The 21046-nt window shown below is 67.0% G+C and carries 15 protein-coding genes and 1 pseudogene; 8 read left to right on the forward strand and 8 right to left on the reverse strand.

Annotated elements, in window-relative coordinates:
• Positions 1-52 precede the first annotated feature (52 nt).
• Entirely contained in the window at positions 53-820 is a 768-nt protein-coding gene (locus tag AC6LJY_RS18970) for a copper resistance protein NlpE N-terminal domain-containing protein (protein WP_314365338.1), read from the reverse strand.
• Between the two features lie 205 nt (positions 821-1025).
• Here AC6LJY_RS18970 and AC6LJY_RS18975 point away from each other — a divergent pair, with 205 nt between their 5' ends.
• The 8 genes from AC6LJY_RS18975 (at position 1026) to AC6LJY_RS19010 (ending at position 13614) form a co-directional block, all read left to right on the forward strand.
• A complete protein-coding gene (locus AC6LJY_RS18975) occupies positions 1026-1889 on the forward strand; it encodes a prepilin peptidase (protein ID WP_498136543.1) in 864 nt (287 codons plus the stop codon).
• Positions 1890-1912: 23 nt separating this feature from the next.
• On the forward strand, positions 1913-2530 hold the full coding sequence (gene coaE / locus AC6LJY_RS18980) for a dephospho-CoA kinase (protein ID WP_120153674.1): 618 nt from the start codon (positions 1913-1915) through the stop codon (positions 2528-2530).
• A 69-nt stretch (positions 2531-2599) separates the two neighbouring features.
• Positions 2600-3352, forward strand: coding sequence for a cell division protein ZapD (gene zapD / locus AC6LJY_RS18985; protein WP_485132545.1), 753 nt, complete (start codon positions 2600-2602; stop codon positions 3350-3352).
• Positions 3353-3489: 137 nt separating this feature from the next.
• The gene (locus tag AC6LJY_RS18990; protein WP_314365346.1) at positions 3490-4764 is read left to right on the forward strand and encodes an MdtA/MuxA family multidrug efflux RND transporter periplasmic adaptor subunit; all 1275 of its coding nucleotides are present in this window, start codon (positions 3490-3492) and stop codon (positions 4762-4764) included.
• Between the two features lie 12 nt (positions 4765-4776).
• Positions 4777-7875 carry an MdtB/MuxB family multidrug efflux RND transporter permease subunit gene (locus tag AC6LJY_RS18995; protein WP_046807383.1) on the forward strand — a complete coding sequence of 1033 codons (3099 nt, stop codon included), beginning with the start codon at positions 4777-4779 and terminating at the stop codon, positions 7873-7875.
• A complete protein-coding gene (locus AC6LJY_RS19000) occupies positions 7872-10985 on the forward strand; it encodes a multidrug efflux RND transporter permease subunit (protein WP_046807384.1) in 3114 nt (1037 codons plus the stop codon). Before AC6LJY_RS18995 ends, AC6LJY_RS19000 begins: the two co-directional genes overlap by 4 nt.
• Positions 10982-12436: an efflux transporter outer membrane subunit gene (locus AC6LJY_RS19005; RefSeq protein ID WP_498136544.1), complete on the forward strand. Its 1455-nt coding sequence runs from the start codon at positions 10982-10984 to the stop codon at positions 12434-12436. The genes AC6LJY_RS19000 and AC6LJY_RS19005 overlap by 4 nt, the downstream gene beginning before the upstream one ends.
• A gap of 173 nt (positions 12437-12609) precedes the next feature.
• A complete protein-coding gene (locus tag AC6LJY_RS19010) occupies positions 12610-13614 on the forward strand; it encodes a Bug family tripartite tricarboxylate transporter substrate binding protein (RefSeq protein WP_498136545.1) in 1005 nt (334 codons plus the stop codon).
• A 33-nt stretch (positions 13615-13647) separates the two neighbouring features.
• On the opposite strand, the pseudogene AC6LJY_RS19015 reads toward AC6LJY_RS19010, so the two are convergent.
• The 7 genes and pseudogenes from AC6LJY_RS19015 to AC6LJY_RS19045 all read right to left on the reverse strand — a co-directional run.
• Positions 13648-14913: pseudogene (locus tag AC6LJY_RS19015) on the reverse strand (D-amino acid dehydrogenase); the annotation flags it as partial.
• 93 nt (positions 14914-15006) lie between these two features.
• Positions 15007-16506, reverse strand: coding sequence for an N-acyl-D-amino-acid deacylase family protein (locus AC6LJY_RS19020; RefSeq protein ID WP_498136546.1), 1500 nt, complete (start codon positions 16504-16506; stop codon positions 15007-15009).
• Positions 16507-16513: 7 nt separating this feature from the next.
• Complete coding sequence (locus tag AC6LJY_RS19025) at positions 16514-17176, reverse strand: TetR/AcrR family transcriptional regulator (RefSeq protein WP_332612332.1); 663 nt, start codon at positions 17174-17176, stop codon at positions 16514-16516.
• A gap of 3 nt (positions 17177-17179) precedes the next feature.
• Positions 17180-18091: a DUF6963 family protein gene (locus AC6LJY_RS19030; protein ID WP_498136547.1), complete on the reverse strand. Its 912-nt coding sequence runs from the start codon at positions 18089-18091 to the stop codon at positions 17180-17182.
• A gap of 2 nt (positions 18092-18093) precedes the next feature.
• Positions 18094-18993, reverse strand: coding sequence for a carbohydrate ABC transporter permease (locus tag AC6LJY_RS19035; protein WP_332612329.1), 900 nt, complete (start codon positions 18991-18993; stop codon positions 18094-18096).
• On the reverse strand, positions 18983-19927 hold the full coding sequence (locus AC6LJY_RS19040) for a carbohydrate ABC transporter permease (protein ID WP_332612328.1): 945 nt from the start codon (positions 19925-19927) through the stop codon (positions 18983-18985). Before AC6LJY_RS19040 ends, AC6LJY_RS19035 begins: the two co-directional genes overlap by 11 nt.
• Positions 19924-21045, reverse strand: coding sequence for an ABC transporter ATP-binding protein (locus AC6LJY_RS19045; protein ID WP_498136548.1), 1122 nt, complete (start codon positions 21043-21045; stop codon positions 19924-19926). The genes AC6LJY_RS19040 and AC6LJY_RS19045 overlap by 4 nt, the downstream gene beginning before the upstream one ends.
• Position 21046: the final 1 nt, after the last annotated feature.

Here is a 21046-nt window from a genome sequence, read left to right on the forward strand (position 1 = left end):
AACAAGGTGTTCGGCGGGCCCGGCGGGATCGGGTTGTTGCGTTATGCCGGCGTTACGGGCACTTGGGCGCCGCGGCCTTGGCCAACTCGTCGATCGGGTCCAGATCCGGCTGGCGGGTCAGGTTGTAGTTCAAGTTGGGCGTTTGGCCGGCGATCGAACGCACGCGCAGCACGTTGTTGGCGGCCACCACGAACTCGGCGCGGACGTTACCGTTGCCATCCATCATGATGACGCGCGGCGGGCGTTCGTCGGTGGCGTCCCAGCAACCCTGTTCGGTTACGGCGGGGCCCTTGTTCGGGTCGTTTTCCAGATAGGCCGTGCGGCCACGCCAACGGCCGTTGGGCGCCAGGGTCAACGTCACGCGCTGCGCCGTGCATTGCATGGCGGGCGAGAAACACGGCAACGTGCCCATGTAGGTCTGCGGCTGTGGCACCAGGCTGTGGGCCGCGGCATTGGGAGCAGCGGCCGGGGCGGGCGTGGAAGCGGCAACGGCGGCGCTGTTGTCGGCGCCTTCCGGAACGGGCTGGCCGTCTTCCGTGGTCTGGCCACCGGCGGCGGCTTGCGCGGCTTGGTTCTGGGGTTTGCGAGCGTCGGGCTTCAGGGCGATTTGCACTTGCGACGGCGCGCGGATGACGCTGCGGTAGCCGGCGCCCGATCCCTGGTACTGGGCATCGGTCACCGTGCTTTCAGCCGGGGGGTCGTAATAGCCTTCGGTTTTTTGCTGGGCGCAGCCTGCCGCACCTAGTGCGGTACCGGCCAGCAGCAGCCCCATGACGCTGAGTTTGCGGGATCGGGTAACGATGTCGACGCGGGCGGTCATGGCAGCTTATCCGTGAATTGAGTCTGTCTCCGATTTTACGCACTTATGCGAAGATTCGATACGTTCCCTTAGCCACTCTTGGGTGTAGTCAGCACTTTATGCACAATAAACGACACGGCCGCCGATTTGCTGTCGGCCTTTTGGCCGACGGACGGGGCGCTGGATCTGGCGCTGGGTCTGGCGCGCGCCTTTGTCGCGGGCGGGCATGAACGTGCTGCGACACGCTTTCGATATTCCCTTGGGCGCCTTCATTGCGCTGGCCGCGTTGGCGGGCTTGTTCGTCGGCAATTGGCTGACCGTGCTGACCTATCGGCTGCCTCGCATGATGGAACGCGAATGGCAGGCGCAATGCCTGGACGCGGTGGGCCGGGCGCGGCCCGACAGCCCCGACGGCCTGTTCCATCCGGCATCGCATTGCCCTGCCTGCCACGCGCCGGTGCGTGGCTGGCGGCGGCTGCCGGTGTTGGGCTGGCTTTTGCTGCGGGGCCGCTGCGCCGCGTGCGATGCCGTGATTGCGTGGCGCTACCCCGCCATTGAATTGCTGACCTGCCTGGTGTTTGCCGCCTGCGCCTGGCGCTACGGCGCCACGCCCGTCGCCTTGTGCGCCATGGGCTTGTCGGCCATGCTGATCGCCTTGGGCTGGATCGATTTTGAAACCACGCTGCTGCCTGATGTGCTGACGCAACCGCTGGTCTGGGCCGGCCTGCTCGTCAACCTGTTCGGCACCTTCACCACCTTGCCGCTGGCGGTGATCGGCGCGGTGGCCGGCTATGTGTTCCTGTGGGTTATCTTCCATCTGTTCCGGCTGCTGACCGGGCGCGAAGGCATGGGCTATGGCGACTTCAAATTGCTGGCCGCGCTGGGCGCCTGGTTTGGCGCCGAGTCGCTGCCGATGCTGTTGCTGGCGGCCTCGTTGGTGGGCGTCTTGATCGGCGGCGCGCTCACGCTCAGCGGTCGCGCGGGCCGGGGGCAGCCGCTGCCTTTCGGACCCTACCTGGCATTGGCCGGTATCGTGATGTTGCTGTTGGGTGGCGACGAGGGCTTGTGGTTGTTGATGCGCCAGGCGTGAGCCGGCGGGAAAGGATAGGCATCATGTTCAAGATTGGGCTGACGGGCGGCATCGGGTCGGGCAAGTCCCGCGTGGCCGACATGCTGGCGGACTGGGGCGCAACGCTGGTCGACACCGATGAAATCGCGCGCGCGCTGACCGCCGCTAATGGCGCGGCCATGCCCGCCATCGCGACCGAGTTCGGCGCCGATGCGTTGACCCCGGACGGTGCGCTGAACCGCGACTGGATGCGCGAGCGCGCCTTCGCCGACCCCGCCGTGCGGCAGCGGCTTGAAGCCGTGCTGCATCCCATCATCTCCGAAGAAACACGGCGCCAGGCGGCGGCCGCGACCGGATCGTATCTGGTCTTTGTGGTGCCGCTTTTGGTGGAGTCCTTACAGCGGTGGCGCGGGCGCGTTGACCGCATCTGCGTGGTGGACTGCGACCCCGACACACAGGTGGCTCGCGTGCAGGCTCGCAGCGGGCTGACGGAGCCCGCCATCAGGCGTATTATGGCGGCACAGGCTGCGCGGCAAGTCCGCCTGGAGTCCGCTGACGACGTCATCATCAACGACGGCGCCACAACACCCGAGCAATTGCGCGCGCAGGCAAAGACCTTGCATGACCGCTGGCTTGCGCTGGCGACCACCCAGGGCCGGTAAGCGCAAGCGGGCCGGCACCCTTCCACATCCCGGCCGGCTGGCTGACCACTGATGGGCCTGTAAAAAAGCGTGATTGTTTACGAATACCCCTTCAATGAGCGCATCCGCGCCTACCTGCGATTGGAATACCTGTTCGACAGGTTGTTCTTCTTTGCCCAGGCAGGGGATTCACGCCAACATCAGGTTGCCGTTACTTCTCTTTTCGATTTGCTCGACGCCTGCGAACGCACGGACGTGAAAGGCGCGGTGCTGCAAGACCTTGAACGCCAGCGCATGGCGCTGGTGGGTCTGCGCGATCACCCCGGCGTGGCGCAGGATGCGCTGGAAGCCATGCTGCGCGAACTGGAAAAAGTGGCCACGGCATTGGCCGCGCCCGGCAAGACCGGCCAGTCGCTGCGCGAAAACGAATGGTTGACCAGCCTGCGTGGTCGCTTGTCCGTGCCGGGCAGCGCCACGCAGGTCGACATGCCGTCCTACTTTGCCTGGCAGAACAAATCCGAAGCCGCCCGCCTTGCGGACCTTCAGGCCTGGATCTCACCGTTTCTTGCCCTGTACGACGGGCTGACGCTGGCGTTGCGGCTGCTGCGCGAGTCCGGCCGCAAGACCGACATCGTGGCCGAGCAGGGCGCCTACCAGCAGATGCTGGGCGGCAAGCAGTTTCATCTGCTGCGCGTGTGGGTCGACCCCGAGCAAGGCGTATTCCCCGAGATCAGCGCCAATAAGTACATGATCTGGATACGTTTTTCCACGCAAGACGGCGAATTCAAGCCCCAGCAGGTGGCCCGCGACGTCGCCTTTCAGATGACGTTGTGCAGCTCGTAGGCTGCTCCCTTGCCCGCCTACGGCCGCCGCAAGGCTGATTCTTGTTGCGGCCAGTTTCAACTGGCGCCCGCGATGCGCGAAACGGAACCCGACTAGTAGACAATACGGCTTTCTGCATTAGTGCCGGAACCGTTTCCATGTCCGAAAGTCGTCCTGTTTCCCCACCGTCCCGCTGGACCCGCCGCCGCATTGGCGGCTTGGTCGTGTTGCTGCTGGTGGTTGCCGGTATTGCCTGGCTGGTGCTGCGGCCCGCTGCCAAGCAGGGCGGTCCGGCCGGCGCGCGAGGCCCGGGCGGCGGCCGGCCCCCCGCGGCCGCGATGGCCAACCTGCCCGTCCCGGTGCGCATCGCAACCGCCACCAAGCAGGACATCGACATCTACCTGAAGTCTCTGGGCACCGTCACCGCGTACAACACGGTCACGGTGCGCAGCCGCGTCAGCGGCGAACTGGTCGACGTGAAATTTCAGGAAGGCCAGCAAGTGAAGGCCGGTGATGTGCTGGCGCAAGTCGACCCGCGCGCCTTCCAGGTGGCGCTGGACCAGGCGCGCGGCACGCAGATGCAGAATCTGGCCCAGCTTGAAAACGCGCGGCGCGACCTGCAACGCTATCAAGCCCTGTTCAAGCAGGACTCCATCGCCAAGCAGCAGGTCGACACCCAGGCCGCGCTGGTGCGCCAATACGAAGGCACCGTCAAAAGCGACCAGGCCAATGTGGACAACGCCAAGTTGCAGCTGGATTACGCCCGCATCACCGCGCCCATCAGCGGCCGGCTGGGCCTGCGCCAGGTGGACCGGGGCAACCTGGTGTCCAGCTCCGATACCAATGGGCTGGTTGTCATTACCCAGACCCAGCCCATCTCCGTCGTCTTCACGCTGCCGGAAACCCAGCTGCCCGAAGTGCGTGGCGAAATCGCGGCCGGCCGAACCTTGGCCGTTGACGCGTACGACCGCGCCGACACGCGCCGTATCGCCACCGGCGTGCTGGAAACGCTGGACAACCAGATCGACGTCACCACCGGCACCTTGAAACTGAAGGCCAAGTTTGAAAACGCGGACGACGCGCTGTTCCCGAACCAGTTCGTCAACGTGCGCCTGCACGTGCTGACGCGCAAGGACGTCACCGCCGTCCCCACCGCCGCCATCCAGCAAGGCTCGGCCGGCGCCTTTGTGTTCCTGGTGCAGCCGGACAACACCATCGCCGTGCGCCAGGTCAAGCTGGGCGCCATCAACAACGGCATGGTCGCCGTGAACGAAGGGCTGCAACCGGGCGACCGCGTCGTCACCGAAGGCACCGACCGCCTGCGCGCCGGGGCCAAGGTTGAAATCGTGGGCGGCGCCGAAGTCATTCCCGCCACCCGCGACAAGACGCTGGGCGCGGGCGCCCCTGCCGGCACCACGCCGCCGTCCAAATAAGCCGAGCGCATCGTGAGTCCGTCGCGTCTGTTCATCCTGCGCCCCGTCGCCACCACGCTGGCGATGGTCGCCATCCTGATTGCCGGCTTCATCGCCTACCGCATGTTGCCCGTGTCGGCGCTGCCCGAGGTGGACTACCCGACGATCCAGGTGGTGACGCTGTACCCTGGGGCCAGCCCCGACGTGATGACCTCGCTGGTCACGTCCCCGCTGGAACGGCAGTTTGGGCAGATGCCGGGCTTGAACCAGATGTCGTCCACCAGTTCGGGCGGCGCGTCGGTCATCACCATGCAGTTCAACCTGACCTTGCCACTGGACGTGGCCGAGCAGCAGGTGCAGGCCGCCATCAACGCGGCATCCAACCTGCTGCCCAGCGACCTGCCGGTGCCGCCCACGTACAACAAGGTCAACCCCGCCGATGCCGCCGTGCTGACGCTGGCCATCACATCGCCCACCATGCCCTTGCCGCAGGTGCGCGACCTGGTCGACACGCGGGTGGCGCAGAAGCTGTCGCAGATTCCCGGCGTGGGTCTGGTCAGCGTGGCGGGCGGGCAGCGCCCGGCCGTGCGCGTGCAGGTCAACCCGCAGGCGCTGGCCGCCAACGGCCTGGCCATGTCCGACCTGCGCACCGCCATCGTGGGCGCCAACGTCAATCAGCCCAAGGGCAACCTGGACGGCCCGCTGCGCTCCACCACCATCAACGCCAATGACCAGCTGAAGTCGCCCACCGACTACAACGACCTGATCATCGCCTACAAGAACAACGCGCCGCTGCGTCTGTCCGACGTGGCGCGCGCGGTCGAAGGCGCCGAAGACACGCGCCAGGCCGCATGGGCCGGCGACAAGCCCGCCATCCTGTTGAACATCCAGCGCCAGCCCGGCGCCAACGTGATCGATGTGGTCAACCGCATCCAGACGCTGTTGCCGCAGCTGCGCGCCGCGCTGCCGGCCACGCTGGATGTCACCGTGGTGTCCGACCGCACGCAGACCATCCGCGATTCCGTCGAAGACGTGAAGTTTGAAATGCTGCTGGCCGTGGGGCTGGTGGTGATGGTGACCTTTGTGTTCCTGCGCAGCCTGACCGCCACGCTGATCCCCAGCGTCGTGGTGCCGCTGTCGCTGGTGGGCACGTTCGGCATCATGTATCTGGCCGGGTTCTCTATCAACAACCTGACGCTGATGGCGCTGACGATCGCCACCGGCTTCGTGGTGGACGACGCCATCGTCATGATCGAGAACATCGCGCGCCACATCGAAGAAGGCGAAACGCCGATGCAGGCGGCGCTCAAGGGGGCCTCGCAGATCGGGTTCACGCTGATCTCGCTGACGTTCTCGCTGATCGCCGTGCTGATTCCGCTGTTGTTCATGACCGAAGTCGTGGGCCGGCTGTTCCGCGAATTCGCCATCACGCTGGCGGTGTCCATCCTGATTTCACTGGTGGTGTCGCTGACCCTGACGCCGATGATGTGCGCACGCCTGCTGCGCGCGGAATCGGAACAGAAGCACGGGCGTTTTCACACCGCCACCGGCAACTTCATTGACCGCGTCATCGCCGGCTATGACCGGATGCTGCAAGTGGTGCTGCGCCATCAGCCCCTGACCTTGCTGGTGGCGCTGGGCACGTTCGCGCTGACCGTGGTGCTGTACATGGTGGTGCCCAAGGGCTTTTTCCCGCAGCAGGACACCGGGCTGATCCAGGCCATCACGCAGGCGCCGCAATCCATTTCGTTTCCGGCCATGGCCGAACGCCAGCAGGCCGCCGCGCGGCTGGTGCTGCAAGATCCGGACGTGCAGGCCGTGTCCTCGTTCATCGGTGTCGACGGCAGCAACGCCACGCTTAGCGCCGGCCGCATGCAGATTTCCTTAAAGCCGCAAGCCGAGCGCAGCGGCGATTTGCGCACGGTGATGGCGCGCTTGCAGGAATCGCTGGGCAAGCAGGACGGCCTGACCGTCTACATGCAGCCCGTGCAGGACCTGACCATCGAAGACCGCGTCAGCCGCACGCAATATCAGATGACGCTGTCCAACCCCGACCTGAAGGTGCTGAGCGAATGGACGCCCAAGCTGGTGGACCGGCTGCGCCAGGTGCCGGGCCTGAAGGACGTAACGGATGACTTGCAGGACGACGGCTTGCAGACCTGGGTCGAGATCGACCGCGATGCGGCCTCGCGCCTGGGCATTACGGCCGCCGTCATCGACGAAGCGCTTTACGACGCCTTCGGCCAGCGCCTGATTTCCACGATCTTCACGCAGTCGAACCAGTACCGCGTGGTGCTGGAAGTGCAGCCACAGTTCCAGATGAACCCGTCCGCGCTGGGGCAGATCCATGTGCCCACGGCCGCGGGCACGCAGGTGCCGCTGTCGTCCGTGGCGCACATCACCGAAGGGCGTACGGTGCTTGCCGTGAACCGGCTGGACCAGTTCCCGATGGTCACGGTGTCGTTCAACCTGGCGCCGGGCGCGTCCTTGTCCAACGCGGTCGAAGCCATCACCGCCGCCGAAGCCGAGATCGGCATGCCCGCCGGCGTCGAGACCCGCTTCCAGGGCGCCGCGCTGGCGTTCCAGAATTCGCTGACCAGCACGTTGTGGCTGATCCTGGCCGCCGTCGTCACCATGTACATCGTGCTGGGCGTGCTGTACGAAAGCTACATCCACCCCATCACCATCCTGTCGACCTTGCCGTCCGCCGGCGTGGGGGCCTTGCTGGCGCTGTTGATCAGCGGCACCGAGTTGGACATGATCGGCATCATCGGCATCATCCTGCTCATCGGCATCGTGAAAAAGAACGCCATCATGATGATCGACTTCGCGCTGGACGCCGAGCGCAAGCGCGGCCTGAGCCCGCGCGCGGCCATCCACGAAGCCGCGCTGCTGCGCTTCCGGCCCATCTTGATGACCACGCTTGCCGCCTTGTTCGGCGCCTTGCCGCTGATGCTGTCTTCGGGCACCGGCGCTGAATTGCGCCAGCCGCTGGGCCTGGTGATGGTGGGCGGCCTGCTGCTCAGCCAGGTGCTGACGCTGTTCACCACGCCCGTCATCTACCTGATGTTCGACCGCCTGTCGCGCCGCTGGCGTGGCGTGCGCGCGCCCGCCGCCGGGGACGCGTCATGATCATGTCGGCGCCCTTCATCGTCCGGCCGGTAGCGACCACGCTGCTTAGCGTGGCGGTTGTGATGGCGGGGCTGCTGGCGTTTTTCCTGTTGCCGGTGGCGCCCTTGCCGCAGGTGGATATCCCCACGATTTCGGTGTCGGCCAGCCTGCCCGGCGCCAGCCCTGAAACCATGGCATCCAGCGTGGCCACGCCGCTTGAGCGGTCGCTGGGCAGCATCGCGGGCGTGACTGAAATGACGTCCAGCAGCTCGCAGGGGTCTACCCGCGTGACGCTGCAATTTGATTTGTCGCGCGATATCAACGGCGCGGCCCGCGACGTGCAGGCCGCCATCAACGCGGCGCGTTCGTTGCTGCCTTCCGGCTTGCGCAGCAATCCCACGTATCACAAGTCCAACCCGTCGGACGCGCCCATCATGACCTTGGCGCTGACGTCCGACACGCTGGGCCAGGGCCAGCTGTACGACATCGCCTCCACCATCGTGGCGCAGAAGCTGGCGCAGGTGGACGGCGTGGGCGAAGTCACCGTGGGCGGCAGTTCGCTGCCGGCCGTGCGCGTCACGGTGCTGCCCGGCGCGCTGGCCAATCGCGGCGTGTCGCTGGACCAGCTGCGCAGCACGCTGGCCAACGCCAACTCGAACCGGCCCAAGGGCGTGCTGGAAAACGACCGCTACCACTGGCAGATCATGGTCAGCGACCAGCTCAGCCGCGCCGAGCAATATCGGCCGCTGATCGTGGCCTGGAAAGACGGCGCGCCGGTGCGCGTGTCGGATGTGGCCAAGGTCGAGGATTCCGTCGAAGACCTGTACCAGACCGGCTTCTACAACGACCGCAAGGCCATCCTGATGATCGTGCGTCGGCAGGCCGACGCCAACATCATCGAAGCCGTGAACGCCGTGCGCGCGCAGCTGCCCGTGTTGCAGGCGCTGATGCCGGCCGACGTGAACATGACGGTTGCGCAAGACCGCACGCCCAGCATCCGCGCGTCGCTGCACGAAGCCGAACTCACGCTGATCATCGCCGTGGGCTTGGTGGTGCTGGTGGTGCTGCTGTTCCTGCGCCGCTGGCGCGCGGCCATCATCCCCAGCGTGGCCGTGCCGGTATCGCTGATCGGCACGTTCTGCATCATGTATATGTGCGGCTTCACGCTGAACACCATTTCGCTGATGGCACTGATCGTGGCCACCGGCTTTGTGGTGGACGACGCCATCGTGGTGCTGGAAAACATCATGCGGCATGTCGAGAACGGCATGTCGCCCATGCGCGCGGCGCTGCGCGGGTCGCGCGAAGTGGGCTTCACGGTGCTGTCCATGAGCCTGTCGCTGGTGGCGGTGTTCATCCCCATCCTGCTGATGGGCGGCGTGGTGGGGCGGCTGTTCCGCGAATTCGCCGTGACGCTGTCGGCCGCCATCATGGTGTCGCTGGTGGTGTCCCTGACGTTGACGCCCATGATGTGCGCGCGGCTGTTGCGTCCCGAGCCCAAGGACGCCAAGCCGCCCGGACGGCTCGCGCGCTGGTCCGAACGCGGCTTTGAAGCCATGCTGGACGGCTATCGCCGCAGCCTGCGCTGGGCGCTGGCGCATGGGCGCCTGATGATGCTGACGCTGGCTGTGGCCGTGGGCCTGAACGTGTACCTGTACATGGCGGTGCCCAAGGGCTTTTTCCCGCAGCAGGACACGGGTCAGCTGCTGGGCTTTTTCCGGGTCGACCAGGGCACCTCGTTCCAGGCCACCGTTCCCAAGCTGGACGCGCTGCGCAAGGTGGTGCTGGCGGACCCGGCGGTGCAAAGCATGACGGGGTACGCCGGCGGGCGCGGCGGCAGCAACAGCAGCTTCATGCAGATCCAGCTCAAGCCGCTGGAAGAGCGCAAGGTGTCGGCCGATGTGGTCATCAACCGGCTGCGCGGCAAACTGCAAAACATGCCAGGCGCGCGCATGTTCCTGGTGTCGCAGCAGGACATCCGCATCGGCGGGCGTCAGAGCCAGGGCTCGTACGACTACACGCTGATGTCGGGCGACCTGCAATTGCTGCGCACCTGGATGCCCAAGGTGCAGCAGGCGATGGCGAAGATTCCTGAAATCACCGACGTGGATACCGATGTCGAGGACAAGGGCCGCCAGATCAACCTGGTGATCGACCGCGAGGCCGCAACGCGGCTGGGCGTCAGCATGTCCACGATATCCACGGTGCTGAACAATTCGTTCAGCCAGCGGCAGGTGTCGGTGATGTACGGGCCGCTGAACCAGTACCACGTGGTGCTGGGGCTGGAGCCCAGGTTTGCCGAAGACATTGAATCGCTCAAGCAGGTGGAAGTCATCACGTCGACCGGCGCGCGCGTGCCGCTGCTGGCGTTTGCAAGCCTGGAAAACGGCAACGCGCCACTCAGCGTGCAGCACCAGGGTTTGTTCGTGGCGGACACGGTGTCGTTCAGCCTGGCGCCCGGCGTGTCGCTGGGTCAGGCCACCGCCGCCATCGATGCGGCCGTGGCGCGCATCGGCCTGCCGTCGGACCAGATCCAGGCGGGCTTCCAGGGCACCGCCGCCGCCTTGCAGCAAACGCTGGCGCAGCAGCCGTGGCTGATCCTGGCGGCGCTGGTCACGATGTACATCGTGCTCGGCATTTTGTACGAGAGCTTCGTGCACCCGCTGACAATCCTGTCCACCTTGCCGTCCGCCGGGCTGGGCGCGCTGCTGGCGCTGCTGCTGGTGCGGCAGGACTTCACGCTGATTGCGCTGATCGGCGTGTTCCTGTTGATCGGCATCGTGAAAAAGAACGCCATCATGATGGTGGACTTTGCGCTGGAAGCGCAGCGCGTGCAGGGCATGGCGCCGCGTGAAGCGATCTTCCAGGCGTGCGTGACGCGCTTTCGCCCCATCATGATGACGACCATGGCCGCCATCTTCGGCGCGCTGCCGCTGGTGCTGGCAACCGGCGCGGGCGTCGAGATGCGCCAGCCGCTGGGTATCACCATCGTGGGCGGCCTGGTCCTCAGCCAGATCCTGACGCTGTACACCACTCCCGTGGTCTATCTTTACCTGGACCGTTTTCGCCTGTGGGCATCGCGCTGGCGCGCCCGGCGAAATGACGCCCCTGCTTCCATAGAACCTACATGATCCGACCCAAGCCGTTTGCCGCATCCTTCCTACCCCGCAGCGCCGTCACGCTGGCGCTGTGCGCGCTGCTTGGCGCGTGCGCGGTCGGCCCTGATTACCAACGCCCCGCGCTGGATGTGGGCGCGTCCTACAAGGAAGGGCAGGGGCAAGAGCAGGTAGACGGCTGGAAGCGGGCGGAACCGCGTGACGTGGCCGACCGTGGCAAGTGGTGGCAGGTGTATGGCGACGACACGCTCAATTCGCTGGTCGAGCGCTTGAACACGTCGAACCAGACCATTGCCCAGGCCGAGGCCAATTACCGTCAGGCGCTGGGCCTGGTGCGCGCCGCCCGCGCGGGCTTCTATCCCACCGTGGGCGCCAGCGCCGGCATGTCGCGCGCGGGCGTCGGCACGGGCTCGTCATCGTCGTCAGGCAATGGCAGCAATGTGTCGAACCAGTATTCCGTGACCGGCAGCGTCAGCTGGGAACTGGACGTGTGGGGACGCGTGCGCCGCAGCACGGAATCGTCCGAGGCCAGCGCGGCGGCCAGCCTGGCCGACTTGGCCGCCACGCGCCTGAGTGCGCAGGCGGCGCTGGTGCAGACCTATCTGCAACTGCGCGTGCTGGACGAACAGAAACGCTTGCTGGACGCTACCGTGGCGGCGTATGAAAAGTCGCTGCAACTGACGCAAAACCGCTATGAAGTGGGCGTGGCGGGGCAGGCCGACATCGCCGTGGCGCGCACGCAGGTGGAAAGCACGCGCGCCCAGTCGATTGACCTGGACTGGCAGCGCGGCCAGTACGAGCACGCCATCGCGGTGTTGATGGGGCAGGCCCCGTCGCAGTTCAGCCTGCCGCCGGCGGTATTTGCCTTGCAGCTGCCGCAGATTCCGGTGGGGCTGCCGTCCGAACTGCTTGAGCGGCGGCCGGACATCGCCGCCGCAGAACGTCGCGCGGCCGCGGCCAATGCGCAGATCGGCGTGGCCGAGGCCGCGTGGTTCCCCTCGCTGATCCTGTCGGCCGACGGCGGCTTTCGCAACGGCCAGTTCGCCGACCTGCTGACGGCGCCCGCGCGCTTCTGGTCGTTGGGCCCGGCGTTGGCGCTGACCCTATTCGATGGCGGCGCGCGTGCCGCGCAAGTCGAGCAGGCGCGCGCCGCCTACGACTCGCAAGCGGCCGCCTATCGCCAAGCGGCGTTGGTCGGCCTGCGCGAAGTTGAGGACTATCTGATCCAGCTGCGCGTCATGGAAAACGAACAGACCGTGCAACGCCGCGCGCTGGAGTCCGCGCGCGAGTCGTTGCGCCTGATCCAGAACCAGTACAAGGCCGGCCTGGTGGACTATCTGAGCGTGGCGGTGGTGGACGCCACCGCGCTTAACAGCGAGCGCAATGCGCTAAGCCTGCTGGGCACGCGCCTGGTTGCCAGCGTGAACCTGATCGTGGCCTTGGGCGGCGGTTGGGACGGTTCCTAGGGATAACGCGTAATCCTCTTCGCATTCGTTGACAAGCTTTCTGCGCCGGTTCTTAATGCTAGTGCGTAAAAAGTGACCAGTTGGTCACTTTTCTTGCGCTCTGTCGTCACGCTGCACCGACGCCGAATTCCGTTTGATCACACGCACACAAAAATCTGCGAAGGGGAACAAGGATGGGCTGGTCAATTCAATGGCGCACCGCTTTACGGGCGGCGCGTTTTTCCAGCGTGGCGGCGGTCGCTACGTTGGCGTTGTCGGCGGCGGCCTCCGCGCAGGCATGGCCCGAGCGGCCGATCACGTTGATCGTGCCGTTTCCGCCGGGCGGCACCACCGATCTGTTTGCGCGCACCATTGCGCAGCACATGGCGCCCGCGCTGGGCCAGTCCATCGTGGTGGAAAACAAACCGGGCGCGGCGGGCAACCTGGGCGTTGCCGCTGCGTCCCGCGCGCAGGCCGATGGCTACACCATCGTGCTCGGTTCGGTCGGCACGCAGACGGTCAACCAATACCTCTACAGCAACATCGGCTTCAACCCCGCCACCGACCTGGTGCCGCTGGGCATGATCGCGTCTACGCCCAACGTCATGGCGGTGGCCGCCGATTCGCCCTGGCGCAACCTGGGCGATGTGATGAAGGCAGTGAAGGAAGACCCGGGCAAGTATTCGTATGCGTCGCCCGGCGTTGGTTCGTCGGTTCACCTGACGGGCGCGTATTTTGAATCGGCGGCGGGCTTGCAGATGCTGCACGTGCCGTTCAAGGGTTCGTCGGCGGCGATACCCGCCGTGATCGGCGGCCAGGTCGACATCCTGATGGATAACCTGCCCAGTTCCATGTCGGCGCTGAAGCCGGGCGGACGCCTGCGCGGCATCGCGGTCACCTCGGCCGAACGCAGCCCCGCCGCGCCCGACTTGCCCACGATGGCGGAGGCGGGTTTGCCCGGCTTCGAGGTCACCGCGTGGTCGGGCCTGTACGCGCCGCGCGGCACGCCGGCGCCGGTGGTCGACAAGCTGATCGCCGCCATGCGGCAAGCGCTGAAGTCGCCGCGGTTGCAGCAGTCGCTGGCGCAAGGCGGCGCCACGCCGGGCAACGTGTTCGGCGCGGACCTGGCGGCGTTCGAAGTCAAGGAACGCGCCAAGTGGGGCAAGCTGATCCAAAGCCGCGGCATCAAGGCGGACTGATTTCGCGCCCGGCGATTCAGGCTGGGCGCGCGTTCATTGCAGCGCGAAAGCCGCCGGCTCCACGGCGGGGTCGCGGCCCCGCATCAAGTCCGTCAACATGCGCGCGCTGCCCAGGGCCAGCGTAAAACCCAAGCCGCCGTGGCCGGTGTTCAACCACAGGTTGCGATAGGGCGTGGCGCCGATCAGTGGCTTGCCGTCGGGCCGCGCGGGCCGCAGCCCCGCCCACGCAGCGGGCGGCCCCGACGCATTCAGGTCCGGAAAGAACTGCGTCACATCGCGTTCCAGGCTGCGCACGCGCTGCGGATCGACCCCGCCACCGCTCGTGCCGATATCGACCATGCCCGCCACGCGCAGGCGCTGGCCCAGCCGCGCATAGACCACCTTGCGGCGGATGTCACTGATGCTTGCCGTGGGCGCCACGCTATCGGGCGTCAAGGTATAGGTCAGGCTGTATCCCTTCAGCGGATAGATGTGCAGGTTCAGCCCCAGTGGCCGCGCCAGCGCCTGCGCGCCCATGCCGCCGGCCAGCACGAAGTGGTCGGCCGACAGATCGCCAACGGTGGTGTTGGCGCTGGTGATGCGGCCGCGTTCATGGCGCAGCGCCTTGACCCGCGTGTCGAAGTAAAAGCGCACCGGGTCGGGCGCGGCGCGCAGGATGCGTTCCAGTTCCATGCACAAGCGTTGGCAGTCGCCGGCGTCTTCAGTAGGCGTGTACAGCGCGCCCTGGATGCTGCGCCCGATCGCGGTCAGCGCGGGCTCCATCGCCACGCAGGCGTCGGCGTTCATCACCTGTTGTTCGCAGCCCAGCCCGCCCAGGTAATCGCGTTGCGCCAGCGCGTGCCGGTACGCCGCCGCGTCCTGGTAGACCAGCAGCTTGCCCGCTGATGAAAAGTCAAAATCGGGCTGCTCGTTGCGCACCAGCTCGTGCACGCACAGGCGGCTGTACATGCCCAACGCCAGCAGCTCGCGCGTGGTGGACCGGTTCTTGGCGCGCGTGCAGGCACGCAGGAAGCCGATGCTCCAGCGCCATTGGTCCGGGTCCAGGCGCGGACGAAAGCGCAGCGGGGCATCCTGCGCCAGCAGCCAGGACGGCAGTTTGGGCAGCACGGCGGGGTCGGCCAGCGGCGCAACAAAGCTATAGCTCAGCTGCGCACCATTGGCCATGCTGGTGGCCTGGCCCGGGCCGGAGCCCGCGTCCACCACGGTAACGCGATGGCCCTCGCGATGCAGGAAGTAGGCGGTGGCCATGCCGACCACGCCCGCGCCGATGACAACAATGTGCATGATGCTCCAAGCCGGGCGCTGCGCGTGGCGCGCAGCGCGGAGGGTTGCGCCGGGCGGACCCGGCGTCGGGGATCAGTCCCAATGTGATGGGGTGTTGCGCGCCGGTCGTCACGCCGCCCAGGTGGGCGTTTCGAAGCCGGGCGCGGCGCGGTCGTCGCCGCGCAGCAGGCGGCCGGGGCGCGCGCCCGTGGGGGCGCCGTCTTCCTCGACCAACTGGCCGTTGACCAGTACGGCGTGGATGCCGGTGGACGGCAGCGTCGGTTCGGCAAAGCTGGCCAGGTCGGCGACGGTGGCGGCGTCGAACACCACCACGTCGGCATAACAGCCGGCGCGCAGCACCCCGCGATCTTTCATGCCGAATTGCGCGGCGGTCAGGCTGGTCATGCGGCGCACCGCCTCTTCCAGGCCCAGCACGCGCATCTCGCGCACATAACGCGCCAGCACGCGCGAAAACGCACCCCACAAACGGGGATGCGGGCGCTGATCATGCGGCAGGCCATCCGAGCCGATCATCACGCTGCCGTGCCCGATGACACGCTTCACGTCGGCTTCGTCCATCGAGAAATAAATTGCGCCACCCGGCGACAGCTCTTCGGCCAGGCGGGTGGGGTCCTTGCCTTCGCGCTCGGCCAGTTCGCGCAAGTCCACGCCCTGGATTTCCGGGCGCGTCTGCGACCACGTGACGATGATTTTTTCGCCGGCCGCCACGCGGCGCGGTTCCAAAATGGTGGACGACGCGGCGTAGGGATACACGTCCATGCCCAGTGGCTGGTCGGCGCGCACGCGGTCAAACAGCGCCAGCGTTTGCGCGGTGCGCCCGTGGTTGTGCTTGCCGGTGACCTTGTGGTGCGACAGGATGGCCGGCACGTCGGCGGCGCGCCCGATCAGGAAGGCTTCTTCCATGGCATCGCAGACGTGGTCGGCTTCATCGCGCAGGTGTGTGGTGTACAGGCCGCGCCAGGCCGACAGCGGTTCGGCCACGCCGATCACTTCTTCGGTGCTGGCGTGCATGGCGGTGGGGTAGTACAGCCCCGTGGACAAGCCCGCCGCGCCGGCCGCCATGGCTTCGTCCAGCGCGCGGCGCATGGTGGCGATTTCGGCTTTGTCGGCAGGGCGGTCAAGCCGGTCCATGGCGGATACGCGCAGGCTGGAATGGCCTACCAGCGCCAGGCTGTTGACGGCGGCGGGCGCGGCGTCCAGCGCGGCGGCGTAGTCCTGCATGCGCGCGTAGAGTTCGCCCGTGTGCTTGGCCAGGAGGTTCAGCGGGGGCGGCACCACGTCACCCGGCGTGCGCACGGGCGCCAGGCTGATGCCGCAATTGCCCGTGACCACGGTGGTGACGCCCTGGCTGACCTTGGGCCGCATCAACGGCGTGCCCAGCAGCGCGCGGTCATCGTGGGTGTGGCAATCGATGAAGCCGGGCGACACCACCTTGCCGGCGGCGTCCACGCGATGCCGCGCGCGCCATGACGAGCCATCGCCGATGGCCGCGATGCGTTCGCCCTGGATGGCCAGGTCCGCGCGAAAGGCGGGCCCGCCCAAACCGTCGGCGATCTGGCCGCCGGTGATGATGATGTCGTAGTCGTGCTGATCGGTTTGCGCGGGCATGAAGGGCTCAGGTGGCGGGGTCGGCGGCCGGCGATTTGCCTCGGCGCGCCTCCAGGGTGGCAAGGGATTCGGAATTCAAGGGGTCTGGAAAGCCATGGGACACCAGGTGTTCCAGCGCGCCGCTGATGCGGTCCCAGCCTTCGGGCGTGCGCAGCGGCACGCCCAGGAAGTGGGATTCGGTCTTGCCGCGCAGCATCAGGTACAACACGCCGGCCAGCATGACGCTGACCATCGCCGGCATGTCCACGTCGGGGGCCAGGCCATCGACGCGGTCGATGAAACCGCGCGCCGCGCGTTCCCGCCGTTCGGCCAAGGGCGCCGACACCTCGTTGCGTTCGATCAGTTCCCAGCGGCGCACTTCGCGCAGGGTTTCGTTGCCGGCCAGCGCGTCGATCTGCGCGCGCAGCATCGACATCACCAGTTCGCCCGGCGTGCGCTGGCTGGATTCATCAGCGGCCAGCAACCCGGGGTTGCGCGTCCAGAAGTCCTGCTCCTGCATCCAGGCCAGCATCAGGCCCGGCATGCCGTCGAAGTAGCGGTAGATCAGTTCTTTGCTGACGCCGGCGCGTTTGGCGATGGCGTTGATGCCCACGCCGCCCATGCCCGTTGCAAGGATCTGGTCTTGCAGCGCCTGCAAAATTTGTCTTTCGGTATTTTCGCGACGGGACATGGCCTATTCCTTCATGAGGATGAGGGAGCGGGCGGGGTCCGGCACGCCGGTCACCTGCCCGTCGGCCAGGTCGGCAATGAGTTCGCTGACGGTATGGCCGATACGCCCGCCATCTTGCCAGACTTCACTGCCCAGGTAGACCGCGTTCGCCCGGCGGGCGCCATGAGGCAGCGACGGGTCGGCCTGTTCGATGGAAAGTATGCCTCCGCGTGCATCGACGTGCACGCGATCCTGCGTGGCGCGGATGATCGGCGTGCCCGCGTACAGTCGCAATGCGCGGTAGGAAGCGGTTGTACCGGTCAAGGCGTACCAGGCCAGGTCCGCCATGGCGTGCGCCAGCGGCGCGCACGGATGAATGGAGTTGTGCAGCACGGCCACACGGCAGTCGCCGTTATCGTGCCGGGCCATGCCGTGATCGGGGCGGCGCGACACGCGCTGCGTATTGCCCCAGCCCAGTTCGCCCGTGACGGATAACGCGATCAGGCCCGCGTCGATTTCGGGGTGCGCGCCCAGCACGCGCGCGACGGCGTCGCCGGGCTTCGCTCCGCCCGCCATCAGCCGCAGCGTGGCCACGTTCAGCGGCACGCCGTCCGCGCCTGGGCGATTGGGCAGGCGGTGGCCCGTGACCAGCCCCACGCCATCGGCGCCCGGCAGGAACTGCACCAGGGGCTCGGGGCGGTCCGGCCCGCTTTCGATCAACGCCGCGCGCCGGGCCTGCAACCAATGTGCCGGCAGGTCCAGCGCGCTGACGCCGCCGCGCTGGCACGACGCGTGGTGCACGCGGCCCGCGTAGTCCAGGATGGCCAACACCGCGAAGCCGCCGATGGCGCCATGGCCCATCAGCTCGGCGGCCAGCGCCGCCGCGTGGACTGCCGCGCCCGCGTTGGGTCCCGCCGCCGCTACGCCGATCGTCATCGCTAGTCCGTATTGCTCGTCACGGGATCGACGATGTTCAGGTTGGTGATAAAGCGCTGGAACAGCATGGCCAGCGCCAGCGGGGGCAGCGCCGCCAGCATGCTGGCGGCGGCGAACAGGCCCAGGTCCGCGCGAAAGCCCGGCATCAGCGGCGACAGCCCCAACAACGACGCCGACAGCGTTTGCGCCTGCGTGCCGCCCGTCAGCACGATGGCGAACAACAGGTCATTCCAGCCAACCAGGAACGCGATGATGAACGCCGCCGCAATGCCCGGCAGCGCCATGGGCAGCGTCACGTGGCGCAGCATCTGCCAACGCGTGCAGCCGTCCATGCGCGCCGCGCGCTCGATCTCAACGGGCAGCGATGCGAAGTAGCCCATCAATACCCAGGACAGCAAGGGGATCACGGCGGTCAGGTATACGATCCACAGCCCGAACAGGCTGCCCGCCAGGCCGATGGCGGCAAAGAACACGTAGTACGGAATCAGCAACGCAATCGGCGGCAAGGTGCGGGACGCCAGCAACACGTAAAGCAGCGGGCCCTTGAACGGAAATTCAAAGCGGCCCAGCACGTAGCCCGCCAGCGTGGCGATGGCCGTGCCCACGGCCGCCGCCGGCAGCGCCACCAGCGCGCTGTTCACAAAGCCCGTCATGATGGCCTTGGTCTGCCCGCCAAAGATCGAATCCGATGTCGACATGCCCAACACGCGCAGGTAGTTGTCGAACGTGAACCCCCCCACGTTGTGCGCCACGCCCATGATGATGGCCGACTCGTCCATGAATGACGCCTTCAGCGTCCAGTACAGCGGGAACAAGCACCAGAAGGCGACCAGCGCGACGCCGGCCCCGACCAGCCAGGGGCGCCAGCCTTCGCCGGTGACTTGGGCAGCGTCATTGCGCATGGGCGGCTCCTTGGGGGCGCTTCTTGCGGATCAGCATGAAGTAGGCGGTGGCCAGCAACAGCGACAGCACGGTCAAGAGAAAGGCCGCGGCCGAGGCCAGGCCATACTTCGAAAATTCAAAGTTGTAGCGGAAGATCAGCAGCGGCAGGATCTGCGTGGACGTGCCCGGCCCGCCGCGCGTCAATGAGAACAGCAGGTCGAACTGGCGCACCGCTTCCACCGTCATCACCACCAGCACGATCAACGTGGTGTGTTTCAAGTGCGGCAAGGTGATGTGCCGAAAGCGCGACAGCGGCCCCGCGCCGTCCACGCGCGCCGCGCGGTACAGATCGCGCGGAATCGTCTGCAACGCGGCCAGGTAGAAGAAGCTGCCCAGCGGCGCGATATGCCAGACAAACGCCAAGGCGACCCAGAACAACGCCCAGTCGCTGGACAGCCAGACGGTGGCCGCGTTGGCCAGGCCCAGCGGCGCCAGCAGCCCGGTCAGCGCACCAAAGCTTGGGTTCAGCAAAAACGAAAACACCGTCGCCGTCACCACCTGCGACATGGCCCAGGGCAACAGCGCCAGGCCGCGCACCAGGCCGCGCAACGGCATCTCTTCGTTCAGCACCAGCGCGATGCCCAGCGCGGCCACAAACGAGCCCACGACGCACATCGCGACAAAGCCCAGGCTGCGCCAGATGGCGTCAATGACGGCGGGGTCGGCCAGCACTTCGCCATACAGGTCCGTGCCGACGAACTCCTCGGTGCGCAGGATGGCGTTGGTGTCGTGCAGGCTGAGCCAGAACGAATAGCCCAGCGGCACGCCGATGATCAGCGTGTTCAACGCGTACACCGCCACGATCACCGTCAGCGCAAAGCTCAGGTCCGACATCTCGCGCCCACCGGGGCGCGCGGCGGCCGGGCGTGCCGGCGACAGGCTGGCGGCGCTCATCGACGCGGCTCCTCGCCGCCATGCACGCGCAGCCCCTGTGCGTCGAACAGGTACAGGCGCGCCGCGGGCAGCGCCAGGGCAATCGGCGCGCCAACCTCGTAGCGGCGTTCGGGCGGCAAACGGGCGCGCAGGCGCGGGCCGTCTTCGCCGCCCACGCACACGTCCACGAACTGGTCGGGCCCCACCGGTTCAACGGCCCACACGCTGCCTTGCAGCAGCAAGCCGTCGCCCGCCAGCGGCGCGGGCGCCATGGCTTCGGGCCGGATGCCCAAGGTGGCGGCGCTGCCCTCGGGCAAGGCGCGCGCCGCCGCCTGCAGCGCGGGCGGCAGCACATAGACATTGCCCGCGGCGTGCAGGGCCGGCGCGCCATCTTGCGCGTGCAGCGTGCCGCCAAGAAAGTTCATGCCGGGGTTACCGATGAAATCCGCCACTTCCATGTTGGCCGGGCGGCGGTAGATGGTGTCGGGGTCGGCGAATTGCAGCAGGTTGCCGCCCGACATGACGGCGATGCGGTCGGCCAGCGTCATGGCTTCGACCTGATCGTGCGTGACGTAGATGAACGTGGCTTGCAGCGTGCGGTGCAGGCGCTTGAGCTCGACGCGCATGTCAGTCCGCAGCTTGGCGTCCAGGCTGGACAGCGGTTCGTCGAACAGGAACAGGTCGGGGTTGCGCACTACCGCACGGCCGATCGCCACGCGCTGGCGCTGCCCGCCCGACAGCTGATAGGGCTTGCGGTCCAGCATGGACTGCACGCGCAGCAGGCTGGCGGCCTGGTCCACGCGCGCGCGCACCTCGGCCGACGGCATCTTCTGCATGCGCAGCGGAAAGCCGATGTTCTCGCGCACGGTCATGTGCGGATACAGCGCAATGCTCTGGAACACCATGGCCACGTTGCGGCGGTGCGGCGGCACCTGATCCACGCGTCGATCCGCGATGCGGATTTCGCCGCCGGTGGGCGTGTCCAGCCCCGCGATCATGTTCAGCGTGGTGGTCTTGCCGCAGCCGGACGGCCCCAGCAGCACCACGAATTCGCCGTCGCGAATGTCCAGGTCCAGCGAGCGCACGGCCTGGAAATGCGTGTACGCCTTTTGAATGCCTTGCAGGGTTACGCTGGCCATA

This window comes from Achromobacter sp. RT286_PF, assembly GCF_059760425.1.

Coding starts and splice junctions, on each gene's coding strand:
- AC6LJY_RS18970 (WP_314365338.1), bottom strand. CDS start 820: ATGACCGCCCGCGTCGACATCGTTACCCGATCCCGCAAACTCAGCGTC.
- AC6LJY_RS18975 (WP_498136543.1), top strand. CDS start 1,026: ATGAACGTGCTGCGACACGCTTTCGATATTCCCTTGGGCGCCTTCATT.
- coaE (WP_120153674.1), top strand. CDS start 1,913: ATGTTCAAGATTGGGCTGACGGGCGGCATCGGGTCGGGCAAGTCCCGC.
- AC6LJY_RS18990 (WP_314365346.1), top strand. CDS start 3,490: ATGTCCGAAAGTCGTCCTGTTTCCCCACCGTCCCGCTGGACCCGCCGC.
- AC6LJY_RS19000 (WP_046807384.1), top strand. CDS start 7,872: ATGATCATGTCGGCGCCCTTCATCGTCCGGCCGGTAGCGACCACGCTG.
- AC6LJY_RS19005 (WP_498136544.1), top strand. CDS start 10,982: ATGATCCGACCCAAGCCGTTTGCCGCATCCTTCCTACCCCGCAGCGCC.
- AC6LJY_RS19010 (WP_498136545.1), top strand. CDS start 12,610: ATGGGCTGGTCAATTCAATGGCGCACCGCTTTACGGGCGGCGCGTTTT.
- AC6LJY_RS19020 (WP_498136546.1), bottom strand. CDS start 16,506: ATGCCCGCGCAAACCGATCAGCACGACTACGACATCATCATCACCGGC.
- AC6LJY_RS19025 (WP_332612332.1), bottom strand. CDS start 17,176: ATGTCCCGTCGCGAAAATACCGAAAGACAAATTTTGCAGGCGCTGCAA.
- AC6LJY_RS19030 (WP_498136547.1), bottom strand. CDS start 18,091: ATGACGATCGGCGTAGCGGCGGCGGGACCCAACGCGGGCGCGGCAGTC.
- AC6LJY_RS19035 (WP_332612329.1), bottom strand. CDS start 18,993: ATGCGCAATGACGCTGCCCAAGTCACCGGCGAAGGCTGGCGCCCCTGG.
- AC6LJY_RS19040 (WP_332612328.1), bottom strand. CDS start 19,927: ATGAGCGCCGCCAGCCTGTCGCCGGCACGCCCGGCCGCCGCGCGCCCC.
- AC6LJY_RS19045 (WP_498136548.1), bottom strand. CDS start 21,045: ATGGCCAGCGTAACCCTGCAAGGCATTCAAAAGGCGTACACGCATTTC.